This is a genomic window from Streptomyces sp. NPDC003035 (assembly GCF_042888285.1).
Taxonomy (GTDB): domain Bacteria; phylum Actinomycetota; class Actinomycetes; order Streptomycetales; family Streptomycetaceae; genus Streptomyces.
Window position 1 is genome coordinate 58,098 of the sequence record NZ_JBIAPJ010000015.1, and the last position, 18,325, is coordinate 76,422.

The 18,325-nt window shown below is 72.8% G+C and carries 14 protein-coding genes; 6 read left to right on the plus strand and 8 right to left on the minus strand.

Going from position 1 to position 18,325, the window contains the following annotated elements; translation table 11 throughout:
- Positions 1-116 precede the first annotated feature (116 nt).
- Both ACFYV5_RS34270 and ACFYV5_RS34275 read left to right on the plus strand, forming a co-directional pair.
- Positions 117-2,138 (plus strand): beta-galactosidase, encoded by a 2,022-nt coding sequence (locus tag ACFYV5_RS34270; RefSeq protein ID WP_389175313.1) that lies wholly within the window; start codon positions 117-119, stop codon positions 2,136-2,138.
- A gap of 140 nt (positions 2,139-2,278) precedes the next feature.
- A complete protein-coding gene (locus tag ACFYV5_RS34275; RefSeq protein ID WP_389175316.1) occupies positions 2,279-3,844 on the plus strand; it encodes an arabinogalactan endo-beta-1,4-galactanase in 1,566 nt (521 codons plus the stop codon).
- Positions 3,845-3,892: 48 nt separating this feature from the next.
- Here the strand turns inward: ACFYV5_RS34275 and ACFYV5_RS34280 are convergent, their stop codons facing one another.
- From ACFYV5_RS34280 to ACFYV5_RS34300, 5 genes are all read right to left on the minus strand, one after another.
- Positions 3,893-4,663 carry a hypothetical protein gene (locus ACFYV5_RS34280; protein ID WP_389175319.1) on the minus strand — a complete coding sequence of 257 codons (771 nt, stop codon included), beginning with the start codon at positions 4,661-4,663 and terminating at the stop codon, positions 3,893-3,895.
- A 180-nt stretch (positions 4,664-4,843) separates the two neighbouring features.
- Positions 4,844-5,392, minus strand: a complete 549-nt coding sequence (locus ACFYV5_RS34285; protein WP_389175322.1) for a hypothetical protein — start codon at positions 5,390-5,392, stop codon at positions 4,844-4,846.
- Positions 5,393-5,401: 9 nt separating this feature from the next.
- The gene (locus ACFYV5_RS34290; protein ID WP_389175325.1) at positions 5,402-5,746 is read right to left on the minus strand and encodes a hypothetical protein; all 345 of its coding nucleotides are present in this window, start codon (positions 5,744-5,746) and stop codon (positions 5,402-5,404) included.
- A 94-nt stretch (positions 5,747-5,840) separates the two neighbouring features.
- A complete protein-coding gene (locus tag ACFYV5_RS34295) occupies positions 5,841-7,355 on the minus strand; it encodes a carboxylesterase/lipase family protein (RefSeq protein WP_389175328.1) in 1,515 nt (504 codons plus the stop codon).
- An 89-nt stretch (positions 7,356-7,444) separates the two neighbouring features.
- Positions 7,445-10,438 (minus strand): SpoIIE family protein phosphatase, encoded by a 2,994-nt coding sequence (locus tag ACFYV5_RS34300; RefSeq protein WP_389175331.1) that lies wholly within the window; start codon positions 10,436-10,438, stop codon positions 7,445-7,447.
- Positions 10,439-10,606: 168 nt separating this feature from the next.
- Here ACFYV5_RS34300 and ACFYV5_RS34305 point away from each other — a divergent pair, with 168 nt between their 5' ends.
- Positions 10,607-11,971, plus strand: a complete 1,365-nt coding sequence (locus ACFYV5_RS34305; RefSeq protein ID WP_355114082.1) for an NAD(P)/FAD-dependent oxidoreductase — start codon at positions 10,607-10,609, stop codon at positions 11,969-11,971.
- On the opposite strand, the gene ACFYV5_RS34310 is transcribed toward ACFYV5_RS34305, so the two are convergent.
- Entirely contained in the window at positions 11,948-13,153 is a 1,206-nt protein-coding gene (locus ACFYV5_RS34310; protein ID WP_389175334.1) for a Cmx/CmrA family chloramphenicol efflux MFS transporter, read from the minus strand. The two genes, ACFYV5_RS34305 and ACFYV5_RS34310, sit on opposite strands and share 24 nt — an antisense overlap.
- Before the next feature lie 348 nt (positions 13,154-13,501).
- Entirely contained in the window at positions 13,502-14,584 is a 1,083-nt protein-coding gene (gene corA, locus ACFYV5_RS34315; protein WP_389175451.1) for a magnesium/cobalt transporter CorA, read from the minus strand.
- Between the two features lie 180 nt (positions 14,585-14,764).
- Here corA and ACFYV5_RS34320 point away from each other — a divergent pair, with 180 nt between their 5' ends.
- The 3 genes from ACFYV5_RS34320 to ACFYV5_RS34330 all read left to right on the plus strand — a co-directional run bounded on the left by ACFYV5_RS34320 (position 14,765) and on the right by ACFYV5_RS34330 (position 17,267).
- Positions 14,765-16,123, plus strand: a complete 1,359-nt coding sequence (locus tag ACFYV5_RS34320) for a serine hydrolase domain-containing protein (protein ID WP_389175337.1) — start codon at positions 14,765-14,767, stop codon at positions 16,121-16,123.
- Positions 16,124-16,166: 43 nt separating this feature from the next.
- Complete coding sequence (locus tag ACFYV5_RS34325) at positions 16,167-16,760, plus strand: hypothetical protein (RefSeq protein ID WP_389175339.1); 594 nt, start codon at positions 16,167-16,169, stop codon at positions 16,758-16,760.
- Between the two features lie 138 nt (positions 16,761-16,898).
- The gene (locus ACFYV5_RS34330; protein WP_355114074.1) at positions 16,899-17,267 is read left to right on the plus strand and encodes a hypothetical protein; all 369 of its coding nucleotides are present in this window, start codon (positions 16,899-16,901) and stop codon (positions 17,265-17,267) included.
- A 50-nt stretch (positions 17,268-17,317) separates the two neighbouring features.
- Here the strand turns inward: ACFYV5_RS34330 and ACFYV5_RS34335 are convergent, their stop codons facing one another.
- Positions 17,318-18,229, minus strand: a complete 912-nt coding sequence (locus tag ACFYV5_RS34335; protein WP_389175342.1) for a carbohydrate kinase family protein — start codon at positions 18,227-18,229, stop codon at positions 17,318-17,320.
- Positions 18,230-18,325: the final 96 nt, after the last annotated feature.

Below are 18,325 nucleotides of genomic sequence, written 5' to 3' on the forward strand. Positions count from 1 at the left end.
AACGTTCCGGACACTTGTCAATGGTGGATCGTGTGCGGTTATGTTGCGTTGCCACATCGAGATCTGATGTGTGTACGTTCACAGATGATCGAGTTCTGACGTTCAGGAGACAACCCATGCCGGACATGACTCCCCAAGGCCTGCAGCGGCTCGCCTTCGGCGGGGACTACAACCCCGAGCAGTGGCCGGAAAGCGTCTGGCAGGAGGATGTCCGGCTGATGCGGGAGGCCGGCGTCACCATGGTGAGCGTCGGAATCTTCTCCTGGGCCCTCCTCGAACCCGAGCCCGGCGCCTACGATTTCGGCTGGCTCGACCGGATCCTGGACCTGCTGCACGAGCACGGCATCCGCGTCGACCTGGGAACGCCCACGGTCGTGCCGCCCGCCTGGTTCTACCGCGCCCACCCCGACGCCCTGCCGGTCAGCCGCGAGGGCGTGCGGTACTCCTTCGGTTCCCGCGGGGCGATCTGCCACAGCTCGCCGGCCTACCGCGCGGCCGCCGCGGCGATCACGACGAAGCTCGCCGAGCGCTACGCCGGCCATCCCGCCCTGGCCCTCTGGCACGTGCACAACGAGTACGGCGTCCCGGTCAGCGCCTGCTACTGCGACACCTGCGCCGCCCACTTCCGGCGCTGGCTCGATCGCCGGTACGGATCCGTCGACGCGGTCAACGAGGCCTGGGGCACCGCCTTCTGGGGGCAGCGCTACACCTCGTACGAGCAGATCGACCCGCCGCGTCTGACGCCCACGGTCGGCAATCCGGCCCAGCAGCTCGACTACCGCCGCTTCGCCGACGCCACCCTGCGGGAGAACTTCGTCGCGGAACGGGACATCCTGCACCGCCTCTCCCCCGGCGTCCCGGTCACCACCAACTTCATGACCGCGCTCAGCCAGTGCGACGCGGTGGACTACTGGGCCTGGGGCCGCGAGGTCGACCTCGTCACCAACGACCACTACCTGATCACCGACGGCCGTCGCACCCACGTCAATCTGGCGATGGCCGCCGACCTGACCCGCTCGGTGGCGGGCGGGGCTCCGTGGCTGCTGCTCGAACACTCCACGTCCGGCGTGAACTGGCAGCCCCGCAACCCCGCCAAGCGCCCGGGCGAGATGGCCCGCAACTCCCTCGGCCATGTCGCCCGCGGTTCCGAGGGCGCGATGTTCTTCCAGTGGCGCCAGTCCCGGCGCGGCGCCGAGAAGTTCCACTCCTCGATGCTGCCGCACGCCGGTACCGACTCCCGGGTCTGGCGGGAGGTGGTCCGGCTCGGCGCCGACCTCGACTCGCTGTCCGCGCTGCGCGGTACGCGCACCGTGCCGGACGTCGCGATGGTGTGGGACTGGCAGTCGTGGTGGGCGCAGAACCTGGAGTGGCGCCCGACCGAGGACCACGACGCGCGCGAGCGCGCCGACAGCTTCTACGAAACGCTCTACGACCGGCATCTGACCGTCGACTTCGCCCACCCCGAGTCCGACCTCTCGGCGTATCCGCTGGTCGTGGTCCCCGCGCTCTACCTCGCCACCGAGGCCGCGGGGCTCAACCTGCGCGCGTACGTGGAGAACGGCGGCACGCTCGTCGTCTCGTACTTCTCCGGGATCGTCGACGAGCACGACGCCGTCCACCCCGGCGCCTACCCGGGCGCCCTGCGCGACGTGCTCGGGCTGACCGTGGAGGAGTGGTCGCCCCTGGGCGCGGGCGAGTCGGTACGGATCGCGGGACCGGGCGGGGCGACGCTGCCGGCCGACGTCTGGACCGAGTTCGTGGTGGAGCGTGGCGCCGAGCCCGTCTGGACGTACGCCGACGGGCCGGCCGCGGGACGCCCCGCTGTCACCCGCCACCGTCTGGGCAGGGGCACCGCCTGGTACGTCTCCACCCGGCTCGACGCGGCCTCGCTGGACACGATCCTCGCCGGGGCCTGCGAGGACGCCGGCATCACGCCGCGCGGCGGCCTTCCCCGTGACGTCGAGGTCGTCCGCCGCTCCGGCGACAGCGGTACGTACCTCTTCGCCCTCAACCACACCGCGCGGGACGCGAAGGTGCCGCTGGAGGCCCCCGGCACGGAACTCCTCCAGGGCGAACGCGCCGCCGGGCACCTCGCCGTCCCGGCCGGGTCGGTCCGGGTCGTACGGCTCGACAGCTGATCCTTCCCCTCATGACTCCCCGGGGGCGGGCGTCCCGCACGCGCGCCCCCGGGTGAACGGCACCACCGCACCACCACCCCCTCCCTCCACCGTCGAAGGGACAGACGATGTACGCCGTTCCCCGCACCCCGCGGAAATTTATGTCAGGTACACGATGGAGAGTCGCCGCGGCGTCCGCGCTCGGCGCGCTGCTCCTCGCCGCGCTGCCCGGGCAGCCGGCGCAGGCGGCGACGACCCTCACCAACACCGGTTTCGAGGCCGACGGCCGCGGAACCGCGACGCCGTCCGGCTGGTCCACCTACTCCGCGACGGGCCAGAACGCGGCCTCGTTCACGGAGGCAGGCGGCCACAGCGGCGGCTACCGGCTGAGTCACTGGGCCTCCTCCGCCTACCGGGTGGAGACGTACCAGTACCTGTCCGGGCTCACCAACGGCAGCTACACGCTCAGCGCCTGGGTGCGCTCCAGCGGTGGCCAGAGCTCCGCCTACCTCGCCCTGCGCAACTGCGGCTCGGCAGAACAGCGCACCGATCTGCCGCCCACGCCCAACGGCGCCTGGATGCGCCTGGTCACCTCGGTCACCGTGACCGGCGGCCAGTGCACGATCAGCGTCAACTCCCACGCCACCGCGGGCCAGTGGCTGAACGTCGACGATCTCACCTTCACGTCCGGCTCGACGGGCCTGTCCGTGAAGGGTGTCGACATCTCCTCGCTGAAGAAGAGCGAGGACCTCGGGGGTACGTACCGCACGAGCGCGGGGGCGAGCGGTGACCCCGTGGCGCTCCTGAAGTCGGCCGGCGCCACCTACGGCCGTCTGAAGGTGTGGGTGAACCCGGCCGACGGCTACAACGACAAGGCCAGGGTCCTGGCGACGGCCCAGCGCATCAAGGCCCAGGGCATGAAGCTCCTCGTCGACTTCCACTACTCCGACACCTGGGCCGACCCGGGGGCGCAGTCCAAGCCGGCGGCCTGGGCCTCGCACTCGTACAGTCAGCTCCGCACGGACGTGTACAACCACACGTACGACGTGCTCAACGCCCTCAAGGCGCAGGGCACGACGGCCGACATGGTGCAGATCGGCAACGAGATCAACACCGGCATGCTGTGGCCGGAGGGCTCCACGAACAACTGGTCCCAGCTCGCGGGGCTCCTGAAGTCGGGGGTCTCCGCCGCCAAGGCCGTCTCCTCGTCCACCCAGATCGCGCTGCACCTGGCCCACGGCGGGGACAACGCCCTGTACCGCTGGTGGTTCGACAACGCGACCGCGCAGGGTGTCCCGTACGACGTCATCGCGCTGTCGTTCTACGGGTACTGGCACGGCGCGCTGTCCGACCTGCAGGCCAATCTCGACGACATCTCGGCCCGCTACGGGAAGAACGTCATGGTCGCCGAGACCGCGTACCCCTTCCGGCTGGACAGCGAGGACGCGCACGAGAACATCATCGACACCACCGCTGAGCTGGTCCCCGGGTACGCGGCGAGTTCCGCCGGTCAGTCCGCCTGGCTGCGGGACGTGATGAACGTCGTGGAGGCCGTGCCGAACGGCCGCGGTATCGGGGTCGTCTACTGGGAGCCGACCTGGACCGCCGTGACCGGCAACGGCTGGGACCCGGCGGATCCCGCGTCGGGCAACGGCTGGGAGAACCAGGCGCTGTTCGACTACGACAGCAGGCTGCTGCCGGCGGCCTCCTGGCTCGCACACCGCTGATTCCGTGACCCGCTGATCCGCCGAAGCGCTGATGCGCGCGGCGGCGGATCAGCGGGCGATCTCGTCGGCGGGGCCCATGACGATCACCGGTTCGCGGACCGGGTTCAGGGCGCGCAGCAGCTGCCGCATGACGTCGGCGGGCAGGGAGACGCACGCCTGCGTGGGGCCGCCGTGGTCGACATGGACCCAGACACCTCCGCCGCGCTCCGGGCCGAGCGGCCGTTCCTTGTTCAACGGGGTCGTTCCGGGCAACCGGTTGTAGTCGATGGCGACCACGTAGTCGAACGAGCCCTCCAGGGGTTCGCCGAGGAACCCGGTGCCCGGTGAGACGAACTCCTCGTCCTGGTCGTAGGGCAGCAGGGCCCCTGGGTCCGGCAGCCGTCCGCCCGCGTCGCCGATCCTGAAGACTCCGATGGGGGTGCGCAGGTCACCGGCCACGTGGTGGGTGGTCCAGCCGCGCAGCGCGTTGTGCGCGGTCCACGGCCCCGCGGCCTGCCGCCACTTCCCGGTCCCGTCCCGCTCGTACAGCACCGCCGTGGCCACGTTGGTGTCCCGGGTCTTGCCCGTCACCACGAGCGCCTGGCTCGTGCTGTCCGGAATCTGGGTCCGGGTGACGGGGCCGACGCCGGGAGGTGCTGCGGGTGCGGCGGGCAGGGGCGCGGCCTGGGGGCCGGCGTTCTTGGCCGCGGCGCGGGGTGCGGGCGCGGCTGGTGGCGTGGCTTCCTCGGGTGACACCGTCATGTAGCCGATGACGGCGAGTGTCGCGCACAGGGCGGCGGTCAGCACGCGCGGGCCGGGGCGAACCTTCCTGACAGGCATGGGACGGCATCCTCCGACGCTGGGTGACGGCAATGCCGCGATACGTACCCGGTCCGCGTCCGACCCTGTCGGAAGAACGGCGCACTCACCCGACCGGGGCAGAGCCGGCGGATCACCGCGTCCGGTCGCCGAACAGCCGTCAGGAAGGTGCGGCGCTCCCTCAAGAAGGTCCGGCGCTCCTCAAGAAGGCCCGGCGCCCTGGCCGTCACGCCATCTGGGGGCCTCGTCGTCCGGCTCGTCCGGGCTCGCGAAGTGGAAGGGCACGCCGAGCCGCTCGGCCACGGCCCCGCCGGCCCGCTGTGCCTCCTGGGCCTCCGGCCAGGGCGGGACCGTACCGTTGAGCAGCCTCATGTCGCCGCCGTGCCGGATCGTGGCGAGGTGGTGCTCGGCGTCCGGGTCGTCGGTGACGAGCATTAGGTCCACCATCCAGCCGAAGCTGTCGCCGTCCCACACCGCCTCGACGGCCACGGGCCGGCCGGGCAGCCGCGTGGCCCGTGCGGCGAGGTCAGCGGGGTCGAGGGGTTCCGTCGGGCCGGGATCGAAGCGCCTGCCCAGTTCCCGGAAACGCCAGGCCACCACGTCGAGCGCCTCGTACAGACCCGGCCGGGATCCTTCGGGGAACCCGTCGCGGATCTCCTTGACCGCCGTGATGCGGCGGTCGAGCCGGACGAGGTCGTCCACGGCGGCGCGCGACGCGGCCGGGAGCGCGGCCCAGATGTCGGAGGTCATGGTCCCGGGTCAGGCGGTGGCGGCGGGGGTCTCGTCGAGCTCCCAGGCGTGGCGCTTGAACGCGCGGGCGAAGTCGGGGTGGTCCTCCCAGTTGCGGGCGACGCCGCGCAGCACGTCCCAGTTGTGTTCCAGGGCCTGGTCGATGATGTTGCGCAGCGCCGGGTCGGCCGACGCCCGCTGCTCGGCGAGGCCCTTGACGGCCGCCGCGGCCTTCACGGTGCCGAGGAGGGCCCGCAGGGCGCGGGAGGTGTCGTCCATGCCGAACCCGTGGTCGCTGCCGGTCTCGGGGTCGAAGAGCGGGCGGAGGCGTGCCTCGATGAACGCGGTGATGTGCTCGAAGTGCTGGACGTCCATCGGGTTCTCCTTCTCCCGCCGTGCGGGGCGTTTCGTGTCTCGTGGCGCGGGCGGCCGATGTCACCACGGCCCCGGTGATTATCCCGTGGCCTCGTCACCGGGGCGCGGGCGGGCTCGACCGTACGTCGTGGAACAGGGCGTGTGCGGCGAGCGCGCCCTCGGTGCGGTCCTCGGGAACGGCCCACACCTGCACGGGGGCCGTGGGGGCGGAGGCGTCCGTGAGCGGGGCCCAGCCCGGTTCTCCGGTGCTCGCGAAGGCGACCAGGGCCCGGATCATCCGCTGCGACAGGGCACGGTCGTCGGCGTCGGCGGGGCCGCCGGTCAGGAAGTCGACTCCGGTGGCGTCCAGGGTGCCGAGGACGAAGGGCACGTCGGCGGCGTGCCACGCGTGCACGGGGCTGCCGTCGGGGCGGGTGCGGCGGCGGTCGAAGCGGGACAGGTGGGTGCGCCCGCCGGCGCGGGCGTGGGCCTCGGCGAGGCGGACGGTATGCGCGGCGAACACGGCGTCGCCAGCGAGCGCGAGGAAGATGTCGAGCACCGGTGCCCCGGGCATCAGGGCGCGGTACTCCGCGAGGAGGTCCTCGGGCAGGCCGTAGTCGGCGGCGAACCGGGCGAGGCCGTCCTCGGTGGTGACCGACGGCATGGATCCGACCTCGTGCATGAGCCGGTACTCCTCGGTGGTGTGGCACACCAGGAGGTCGATCGCCCTGCCCGCGCCGTCGGCCAGCGCGTCGAGCGGGTCGCGCGTCAGCGTCTCGCCGTCGAGGACGGGGCCGTAGAGGACGGTGTCGTAGTGCAGGAAGCCCGAGGAGGGGTCGTCCGCGTACCGCGCCACGACCCGGTCCGATGCCTCGACGAGCGCCTGGGGGCTCGCGGAGAGCAGACCCTGCGCCGTGGGCGCGACGCCTGCCTCGTCCGCCACCTCGCGGGTCAGTGCCCCGGCGAGTCCCGCCGGGAAGGTGGCGTCGGGGACGCTGTGCACGACGGCGCGACGGAAGAGCCCCTCGGCCCGGGGGCTGCTCATCAGGCAGGCGATCGAACCGCCGCCGGCGGACTGACCGGCCACGGTGACGTTGTCCGGGTCGCCGCCGAAGGCGGAGATGTTGTCGCGCACCCACTCCAGCGCGGCGATCTGGTCGAGCAGTCCCCGGTTGTCGGGGAAGCCGGGGACGTGGCCGAACCCTTCGAAGCCGAGGCGGTAGTTGCACGTCACGACGGTGAGTCCGGCCCGCGCGAGCGCCGTCCCGTCGTAGTCGGGCTGCGCCGAGGACCCGAAGGTGTAGGCGCCGCCGTGGATCCAGAAGAGGACGGGGCGGGGACCCGAACCTTCCGCGGCGGACCAGACGTTGAGGGAGAGGACGTCCTCCTGGTCCGGGCGCCAGACCGGCGCGCCGGGCAGCTCCGCCGACTGCGGGGCCACCGGCCCGAAGCGGGTGCAGTCCCGTGTCCCCTCCCAGGGGGCGGCGGGCATCGGCGCGCGGAAGCGGCCGGCGCCGAACGGCGGTGCGGCGTACGGAATCCCCAGGGTGACGCTCAGCCCGTCGACGATCGTGCCCCGCACCGATCCCTGCTTCGTCACCACGATGTTCTCGGCGGCAGGCGCACTCACAGGCGGGGCTCTCCTTCTCGTCTCCGCCGGTGTCTCCGAGCGGCAGGCCACCCTCGCACGGGGACCGGGCCCGGGCAATCGAATAATGATCATTCCGGGGCGGGGGTGTCCCGGTCCAGGGGCTGTTCGGCCCAGATCACCTTGCCCTCGGCTGTGTAGCGGGTGCCCCAGCGCCGGGTGAACTGGGAGATCAGGAAGAGGCCGCGGCCGCTCTCGTCGGTCGTGCGGGCGTGCCGCAGGTGGGGGGAGGTGCTGCTGGCGTCGAAGACCTCGCAGATCAGGGTCCGTTCGAGGATCAGACGCAGCCGGATCGGTCCCGAGGCGTGCCGGATGGCGTTGGTGACCAGCTCGCTGACGACGAGTTCGGTGGTGAAGGCGAGCTCCTCGAGCCCCCAGGCGGCCAGTTGGCGTGCGGCCATCACCCGGGCGCGGGCCACGACGGCCGGGTCGGCGGGCAGGTCCCACACGGCGACCTGCCCGGCCGCCAGGCTGCGCGTCCTGACCAGGAGAAGCGCCGCGTCGTCGGTGTACGGCCTGCTGGGCGCCAGTTCGTCGACGACGCTGCGGCAGAGCTGGTCGAGCGGCAGCTCCCGCGACCGGAGAACCCGCCGCAGTCCCTCCTTGCCCGCGCCGGGCGCGGCGATCAGGCCGTCGGTGTAGAAGGCCAGCACACTGCCCTCCTCAAGGGGCAGCTCGACGGACTCGAACGGCAGCCCTCCGATGCCCAGGGCCGGGCCGGGCGGCAGCTCCGGGAAGCCGACCGTGCCGTCGGGGGCGACGACGGCGGGCGCGAGGTGGCCGGCGCTCGCGAGGTCGCAGCGCAGGCTCACCGGGTCGTAGACGGCGTACAGGCAACTGGTGCCGACCGCCCCGGGGTTGGTCGCGCCGCCGATGCCGGCCTCCCGCCCCTCGCGGGTCACCTGGAGGACGAGGTCGTCGAGGTGCGCGAGGAGCTCCTCGGGCGACAGGTCGAGGTCCGCGAGGGTCCGTACGGCCGTTCTGAGCTGCCCCATGGTGGCGGCGGCCTCGATGCCGTGGCCCAGCACCTCGCCGACGACGAGGGCGACCCGCGCTCCGGAGAGGGGGATGACGTCGAACCAGTCGCCGCCGAGGCCGGAGAGTTCGTCGGCGGGACGGTAGAACGAGGCCGCGTCGACGGCCTCCTGCAGGGGGACGCCGTGCGGGAGGAGGCTGCGCTGGAGGACGAGCGCGGCGGCGCGCTCCCGGGCGTAGCGGCGGGCGTTGTCCAGGCAGACGGCGGCGCGGGCGACGAGCTCCTCCGCGAGCCGCAGGTCGTCCTCGTCGAACGCCTCGTCGCGCCGCGAGCGGAAGAACGTGGCCACGCCGAGGGTGACGCCCCGGGCGAGGATGGGCACGACCATGGCGGTGTGCGCCATGGGGCCGGTGGGCGGCCGGGGGGCGGGCGCGGCAGCCTCGGGGGGCACCGGCGCGGCGGACGAAGGGGGTACGGGCACGGCGGACACGGCGTGCCCGGGCCCCGCGGTCGGTGCCTGCTCGGGGCCCGCGGTCGGGGCCTGCTCGGGGCCCGCCGATGGGGACCGTTCGGAGCCCGCCGATGGGGACCGTTCGGAGCCCGCCGTCGGGGCCTGCCCCGATCTCGCCGATGGGGCCCGTACGGATTCCGCCGACGGAGCCTGCTCGGACGCCGCAGACGGGGCCTGTTCGGGTCCCGCGGATGGGGCCCGTACGGATTCCGCCGACGGAGCCCGCTCAGGTCCCGCCGCCGGGAGCCACTCGGATTCCGGCCCTGGGGGCCGCCCCGGCCCCGTCGAGGGGGCCTGCCCCGATCCCGCCGATGGGGACCGTACGGATTCCGCCGACGGAGCCCGCTCGGACGCCGCAGACGGAGGCTGCTCGTACGTCGCCGCCGGGGGCTGCCCCGATCCCGCCGTCGGGGGCTGCCCCGCAGGCGGGGCCGCTTCGCCCTGGTGTTGCGGTGGCCGGACGGGGAGGGCCGAGTCCCTGGCGGGCGGGTCCAGCCGGGCGGCGCGCCAGGGCCGGCCGTGGGCGAGGCAGCCGATCTGGGGTGACGACGGCCGGTAGGCGGCCGCCTCGCCCGGCTCCACCACCGCCTCGGGCGCCCCCGCGCGCACCGTCTGAGCGCCCGCGCGCACCAGTCGTACGGCGGTGGCCCCGGCGGTCGGCCCGGGGGACGGCTCCGCGCCCCGGATCACGGAGTCCAGGAGGTCGACGGCGACGAAGTCGGCGAGGCCGGGCACCGCCACGTCGGCGAGGTCCTGGGCGGTTCCCATGACGTCCAGGCTGCGGCCGATGCGTTCGCTCGCCCGGGCCATCAGGGCGAGCCGGAGACGGGCGCGGTAGCGGTCGGTGATGTCGACGACCGCGTAGCAGATCCCGAGGGCACGGCCGCTGTCGTCGTCGAGCCGGACGAACGACATCGCATGGGCGCGGTCGCGCCCCGGGTCGGCGCGGGTGCGGCCGACGTGTTCGTACCCGGTGACCGGTTCGCCGGTGGCGAGCACCTGGCGCATCTTCGACTCGAGGAGCTCCGCGTCGAAGCCGGGCTGGATCTCCGCGAGGCGGCGGCCGCGGCGCTGGTCGGCCCGGCCGCCGCCGAAGCGCTCCAGCGCGGTGTTCGACCACACGCAGCGCAGCTCGGTGTCGACCAGTGCGATGCCGACGGGTGCCTCGGTGACCATCCGTTCCAGCAGGGCGGGTCCCATGGTCCACTGCCGGGACGGTGCCGCTCCGGTGGCCACGGCCAGCCAGCGTGCCGGTGCCGCGTCCCCCGGCAGGGGCAGCACGGTGACGTCGACGGTGATGTCACGGCCGTCCTGATGACGTGCGAGGAGGGCGCCCGACCAGGCGCCGTCCGTCGCGCAGCGCTTCCGGATCGCGGGCAGACGCGCGGCCTCGCGCGGCGCGAGGAGGGACTCCACATGCCGGCCACGCATCTCCTGCGCGGAGTGGCCGAGGAGCCGCTCGGCGGCGTACGGGCGGCCGACGACCGCCCCGCCCGCGTCGAAGACGAGGACGACGGCGTCCGTGACCCCGAACGCCGGTGCCTGCCCGGTGGTGTCTGTGCCCTCAGGTCTCCCCACGGCCGTCGGCTCCGTTCTCGGATACCACCTTGTTTTTCCCTTTTATCACACTGTGCACTCTCCTTCCGGGGGCTGCACCGGTCTCACCCCATCGGCGGCAGACCGGGTTTTCGAACGGCCAAACAGGTTAGTCAGCACTCAAGGACCGATGACCCGGGAGGCGGGCACGTGACTCGACCGAAGATCCTCGTGGTGGGCGCCGGCTTCGCCGGCGTCGCTTGCGTACGGCGGCTTGAGCGGCGGCTGACCGACAGGGAGGCGCAGATCTCGCTGCTCACACCGTTCTCGTACCAGCTGTATCTGCCCCTGCTCCCCCAGGTGGCCGCCGGGGTGCTCACGCCGCAGTCGGTCGCGCTGTCCTTGCGGCGCAGCAAGCGGCACCGGACCCGGATCATTCCGGGCGGCGCCGTCGGTGTGGACACCAAGGCGAAGGTCTGTGTCGTCCGGACCATCACGGGCGAGTACGTGAACGAGCCGTACGACCATCTCGTGCTCGCGCCCGGCAGTGTGACGCGTACCTTCGACATCCCCGGTCTGACCGAGCACGCCCGGGGCATGAAGACGCTCGCCGAAGCGGTCTACATCCGCGACCATGTGATCGCCCAGCTGGATCTCGCCGACGCGAGCACGGACGAGGCCGAGCGGGCGGCGCGGTTGCAGTTCGTGGTGGTGGGCGGCGGGTACGCGGGGACGGAGACGGCCGCCTGTCTGCAGCGGCTCACGCACCATGCGGTCAAGCGCTATCCGCGCCTGGACCCGAAGCTGATCAAGTGGCATCTGGTGGACCTCGCCCCGAAGCTGATGCCCGAACTCGGCGACAGGCTGGGGGGCGCCGCGCTGGACATCCTGCGCCGGCGCGGCATCGAGGTGTCGCTCGGTGTGTCCGTCGCGTCCGTGGACGCCGACGCCGTGACGCTCACCGACGGGCGGGTGCTGCCGAGCCGGACCCTGATCTGGACGGCCGGCGTGGCCGCCAGCCCGCTGATCGGGACCCTGGGCGCGGAGACCCTGCGGGGCCGCCTCGTGGTGGGGGCGGACATGGTCGTGCCCGGTGTGGACGGGGTGCACGCCCTGGGCGACGCCGCGGCCGTACCGGACCTGGCCAAGAACGAGCAGGGAGCCGTCTGCCCGCCGACCGCCCAGCACGCGCAGCGCCAGGGCAAGCAGGTCGCCGACAACATCGTGGCGACGCTGCGGGGCGAGCAGACGTACCCCTACCACCACCGGGACCTCGGCCTGGTGGTGGACCTGGGCGGACGGGACGCCGTCTCGAAGCCGCTCGGCGTCGAGCTGCACGGGACGCCCGCACAGGCGGTGGCCCGCGCGTACCACTGGGCGGCGCTGCGGACCAATGTGGCCAAGACGCGGGTGATGACGAACTGGCTGCTCAACGCCGTGGCGGGCGACGACTTCGTGCGTACGGGATTCCTGGCGTCCCGGTCCGGGACCCTGACCGACTTCGAGTACACCGACGCCTACCTCACGCCCGAACAGGTCCGGAAGCACACCTCATCCCTGCGCGCCCAGGGCTGAGTTCGTCCCGTCCGTTCCCGCCTGGGCCCTCACGGAGCGGCGACGGCCGAGGCGGGCTCCCGAGGCCGTGGCGAGCGCGAGGGCCGTGAGCAGCGCGCTCGTCCACAGGGGCGCGCGGTAGCCGTGACCGGCGTCGATGACCGCGCCGCCGAGCCACGGCCCCACGGCGGCGCCCACGTTGAGCGCGGCCACGGCGAGCGCCCCGGACAGGGTGGGCGCCCCGGCGGCCGCGTGGAGGGCCCGCGCGATGAGGGCGGAGCCGAGGGCGAACGACACGGCGCCCAGGACCGGGACGAGGACGATCGTGGCCGCGGCGCTCCCCGCGGTGAGTGCGAAAACGCTCCACCCGGCCACCCCTGCCACGGCGCAGCCGGCGAGCAGTGCCGGGGGGTGCGCGTCGGCGATCCGGCCGGCGAGCACGACTCCGGTGAAGGAGCCCACACCGAACAGGGCGAGCAGAGCGGGGACCCAGAGGGGGGCGAGTCCGGTGACGTCCGTGACGACCGGGGCGAGGTAGGTGAATCCGCAGAACATGGCGCCGTTCGCGAGGGCGCAGACCAGGAGTGTCAGGAGGAGCCGTGGGCTGCGCAGGGTCCGCAGTTCGGCGTACGCGCCGACGCCGGCCGGGAGTTCGGCGCCGCCGGTCGGGACCGAGCGGACGATCGCGACGAGCGCCGGTACGGAGAGCAGGGCGACGGCCCAGAACGCCGAGCGCCAGCCCCCTACGTGACCGAGCAGGGTGCCGCCGGGAACGCCCACGACGCAGGCGAGGGTGGTGCCGCCGAGCAGGACGGAGGTCGCGCGCCCCCGGGACTCCGGCCCGACCATCGACGTGGCCGCCACGAGGGCCACCGCGAGGAAGCCGGCGTTGGTCACGGCGCCGATCACGCGTGTGGCGAGGAGGACACCGAAGTGCGGTGTGAGGGCGCCGAGGACGTGGACGAGCAGGAAGGTGCCGAGCAGGACCGCCAGCGCGGTCCGTCGCGACCAGCGCCGGGCCAGGAGCGCCATCAGGGGCGCCCCCACGATCATTCCGACGGCGAACGCCGAGGTCAGCGAACCCGCGGCGGGGACCGAGACGTCGAGGTCGGCGGCGATGTCCGGCAGCAGGCCGGAGAGCATGAACTCGGACGTTCCCTGGGCGAAGACGGCCAGTCCGAGCAGGTAGAGAGCGAAGGGCATCGAGAGACTCCACAACCGAGCGGCAGCGTGAGCCGTACCGGGGCCGGGTGGCGGGGGTACGGCGGGCATGCGCGATCACCGCGCGCGAAGGCGGGGAGAGAGGCGTTCAGGGGCCCGTCTCCCGCGGCGGCGGTTCCGGCGGTTCGTGTCACGTCTGCCCAGCGCGGCGCATGGCCTCAGGGGCCGGGGTGCTTCAGCAGCAGGACGCGGGGAGCCACCGGAAGGCCGGTGGCCGGAGTCTGTCCGACTCGGGGCTCGACATGGCGCCACCGTACGCAGCGCGCCGCGGCACGGTCCAGTCGATTTCGGCCGGCCGGCGCCGGGGGTCGCCGAAGCGGCGTGAAGCGGTCAGAGCCAGCCGTTGCGGCGGAAGCTGCGGTGGAGGAGGAAGCAGGCGGTGGCCATCGCGGCGACGACGAGCGGGTAGCCGTAGGTCCAGCGGAGCTCCGGCATGTGGTCGAAGTTCATTCCGTAGACCCCGCAGACCATGGTGGGAACGGCGATGATCGCCGCCCACGCCGTGATCTTGCGCATGTCCTCGTTCTGGGCGACGGTCACCTGCGCCAGGTGGGCCTGGAGGATCGAGTCGAGCAGGGCGTCGAAGGAGGTGATCTGTTCCGTGATCCGGGACAGGTGGTCGGCGATGTCGCGGAAGTACGGACGTATCTCCGGGCCGATGAGCGGCAGCGGCTGCGCGGCGAGGGTCTGCAGCGGGCGGTGGAGCGGGGTCACCGCCCGCTTCAGTTCGAGGAGTTCGCGCTTGAGCTGGTAGACGCGGCCGGCGTCGCCGCGCGAGGCCTGCTCGCTGAAGACGGCCGTCTCGACGGCGTCGAGGTCGTCCTGGACGGCGTCGACCACGGCGAGGTAGTCGTCCACCACGTGGTCGGCGATGGCGTGCAGGACGGCGGCCGGCCCCTTGGCCAGTTGTTCGGGCTCGGCTTCCAGTGCCTCCCGCAGCGGGCCCAGCGAACCGTGCATGCCGTGCCGGACGGTGATGACGAAGTCGGATCCCGTGAAGACCATGAGTTCGCCCGTGTCGACGACCTCGCTGGTGGCGGTGAGCTCCTCGTGCTCGACGTAACGGACCGTCTTGAACACGGCGAACAGCGTCTGGTCGTACCGCTCGAGCTTCGGCCGCTGATGGGCGTGGACGGCGTCCTCGACGGCCAGCGGGTGCAGCCCGAACAGTTCGGCGAGTCCGGCGAACTCCTCGACGGACGGCTCGTGGAGGCCGATCCAGACGAACCCGTCGCCGGACTTGCGTACCCGCCGCACCGCCTCCTCCGCGGGGCAGGCCCCCCGGTGCCTCGCCCCGTCCTCGTACAGCACACAGTTGACGACCGCGCTGCCCAGCGGCGAGCGCGCCGGGTGGCTGAGGTCGACGGTCCGGCGGTAGGCGCGGCGGACGGTGCGGCGGAGGTTGCGGATGATGGGCACGTGGGGCTCCTCAGGACGATCAGCGGTCAGTGTGCCACTGCCCGGCCGGGGACGGGACCACTGACAAATGTCACCGGATCCGATGCACGAGATCCTCCCGAGGGTGGAGGGCGGGCCGCGCGACGGCGTCGAGGATGGATCCACCGCATTCATCGAGGGAAGCAGGATCCACCCATGCCTTCGTCGTATTCGTCGTATTCGCCCCGCAGGGCTCGCCTCTCCGCCGTCGCCGCGACCACCCTGATAGCGCTCTCCGCCTCGGCGTTACCGGCACAGGCCGTCGCCGCGGAGCCCCGCTCCCCCGCCGCCGTGAGCCCTGTCGCGGCGTCCGTCACCGGCCGCGGTCTCGACCGCGCGGCGCTGCGCGGCTCGCTCGACGCCTTCCACGCGGCGGGGATGTACGGCGCCTATTCGGCGGTGCGCGACGGCTCCGCGCAGTGGCGGGGCGCCACCGGGTTCGCCGACGTCGACACCCGGCGGCCCACGCGGCCGGACCTGGAGCACCGGGTCGGCAGCATCACCAAGACCTTCACGGCCGTCGCCGTGCTCCAGCAGGCCGGCGCCGGCCGCATCGACCTCGACGCTCCCGTCGGCCGCTACCTTCCCGACGTCGTGCCGGGCGAGCGCGGCCGGCAGGTGACCGTACGGATGCTGCTCAACCACACCAGTGGCATCGCCGACTACGTGCTGCCCGCCTTCCCCGGCATCCTCGAGAACCCGGGCAGGACGCTCGACGAGAACCGTCTGCGCCGCATCGCCCCCGAGGAACTCGCCCGCCTGGGGCTGGCGGCCCTGCCCGTCGCGGAGCGCGGGACGCACGCGTACTCCAACACCAACTACATCCTGGCCGGGCTGATCCTGGAGCGGGTGACGGGCCAGAAGGCCGAGGCGTACATCACCCGGAACGTCATCCGCAGGGCCGGCCTGCGCCACACGTACTTCCCGACGTCGGCGTCGATCAAGGGCCCGCACGCCAAGATGTACGAGTCGTTCTTCGGCCTGATCGATCCGCCCCGCGACTACAGCGTCTACGACATGTCATGGGCGGGCACGGCCGGCGCCCTCGTCTCGACGCCGGGCGACCTCAACGACTTCTACCGCGCGCTGCTGAGCGGGCGGCTGCTCGGCGCGGCGCAGCTGCGCGCGATGAAGACCACCGTGCCGGCCTACGAGACGCAGCCGGGCGAGGAGCCGTTGATGCGCTACGGCCTCGGCATCTACACCCTCAAGATGCCCAGCGGCGGTTGGTACTGGGGGCATGACGGAGGCGTCTTCGGGGCCGGTACCTGGGCGCTGTCCACCGAGGACGGCCGTCGCCAGGTGGCCATCGGCTACAACCTGATGAAGTACCAGCGCTTCGACGAGCAGGGCCGTCCGCTGCCGGATCCCGTGACCGAGGCGCTGTACGCCCACGTCGACGGGGCGCTGGCCGGCGCTCCCGCGCTCGTCCGCGGCGCGGCGCCGCTGCGGGGGCGGGCGCTGCCCGGCCTGCCGATCGGCCCGGACGCGCTGCACCAGGCGTCGCTCCGGTAGCCGGCTTCGCCGAAGCCGGGGACATGCGCGATGATCACCGGTCATGAGAGCTCTTGTCGGCATCGAACTGCCGGGCTTCCGACTCGTGGAGCCCGATGTCTGGGTCAGCGACGCGGGTGACGTGCTGTCGCTGCACTTCTTCGCACTGCGTCCGGACCTGCCCGCGTCACTGGACGACGGCCCGTCGTTGCGCGCCGCGTTGACCCGCCTCACCGCAGACGCCGGCGGCGGGCTGATCGAGGCGTCGGTGAAGTCGCTGGGAGAACTGCCCGCGCTGCGGCAGATACTGAAGCTGCCGCTGCCGGGACAGCCCAGCGGGCAGGTCTTCATCGGCAGTTACACCGTCCCGCGCGCGGAGTGCAGCACGGTGGTGAAGATCCAGGCGCCCGAGCGCGGGATGACCGGTATGCGTGAGGCGATGGTGATGGCGCAGGTCGGTCCGGACGCCTTCTACCGGGCGCATCCCTACGCCCCGGAGGTACGGGACGGGCTGCCGTTCCACGCCGCCGACCACGAGCGGTACGACGCCCAGTTCCCGGACCATCCCCTGACCCGGGTCCGGGGCGTGCTCGGGGCGCTCGCGACGAGCGTCGCGGTGGCACCCGAGTTCGCGGCGCTGCCGTCCTTCACGGTCTGACGCCCCTCGGCAGACGTGCTCCCCGCGGCGACGACCGGATCGGCGCGCGCGGGGAGCCGCCCATGGGGAGAGACTGGAAGGAGAGCACGCCAGGGGGGCAGCTCCGGACCGTCGGAGCGGAGCAGCCGTGGAGGAACGATGAGGGCAACGACACGGGAGGACACCCCTGTGGCCATCGCCGGTGACGGCGTGGAGCTGCGGACACAGGAGATCGGCGGCGACATCAGCGTGGCGTTCGTCCACCTGCCCGCCGGTACCGATCTCGGGCCCGCTCTGGAGGGGATGCCGGACGACCTGTGCCAGTGCCCCCACTGGGGCTACGTCTTCTCCGGCGCGGTGAAGATGCGCACCAAGGACGGGGACCAGGTCTACCGCGCGGGTGACGCCTTCTACTGGGCTCCCGGGCACGCTCCCCTGGCGCTGGAGGACTCCGACTACGTCGACTTCTCGCCGACGAAGGAGTTCACCGAGGTGATCGATCACGTGAAGGCGAGGGCGGGCGGCTGATGCGTTCCGGTGGACGGGGCTCGTACGCTCCCGTCCACCGGGGCGAGCCGTCAGCCCTGGGACGCCGCCAGGAGTGCCTCCGCGGTGATGAGGGCGGTGGAGCCCGGCGCCGTACAGGCGTGGGCTCCGGCCACCGCGCCGAGACGGGCGCAGTCCAGGACGTCGCGGCCGGCGAGCCTGCCGTAGAGGAAGCCGCTGACGAACGCGTCACCCGCGCCGTTGGAGTCGACGACGGGCGCGGACGGGGCGACCGCCGGGATGTGACGTGGGGTGCGGCCGCCGTTCCGGGTGAGGACGTAGGAGCCGCTCGCGCCCGCCGTGGCGACCACGGCTTCCGCGCGGCCCTCGCGCAGGATCTCGCGCATCAGCTCCGGTGTTCCCTCGCCGGCCCCTTCCGCGCTGAGGAAGACGAGGTCGGAGCGGAGGGCGAACTCCCGGTGGTGTTCGGCGAGTCCGTCCCAGTCGTGCAGATCGGTGGAGACGGGGACGCCCAGGGCCTCGATGTCGTCGTACAGGAAACGCGTGAAGTTCATGATGGACAGGTGGGCGTGGCGGGTGCGCCGCAGCCGGGGCAGGTAGAAGTCCCTGGGCATCCGCAGGTCGGCGGGGTCCCTGGCGTCGTAGAACGACATCCGGCGCCCCGTCGCGTCGACGAGGTTGACCGCGCGGCGCGTCCCGGCGGGCGAGATCACGGGGGCGAACTCGACGTCCCCCTCGGCCATGCGCTTCCGTACGAGCGCCCCGGTCCCGTCGTCTCCGATGCAGTCGAGCAGGGCGACCTCGAGGCCGAGGGCGCGGGTGCCGAGTGCCACGTTCCCGCCGGTGTGCCCCGCCCACTCCTCGATCGGCCCCACATGGACCGAGTCGGCGAGCGGGACGGGCAGGGTGTCGACCCGGACGACGGTGTCGACGCCACTGCCGCCGATCACCAAGACGTCGTACCGCGCGTTGTGTTGACTCACTGTTCCGCCTCTCGGGTCCCGCCGCGTCCCAGTATGGCGGCACCGCCGGGCGCGGGTTCGCCTGTTCGATCTGTTCGATCTCGATGAGCGCTCCGG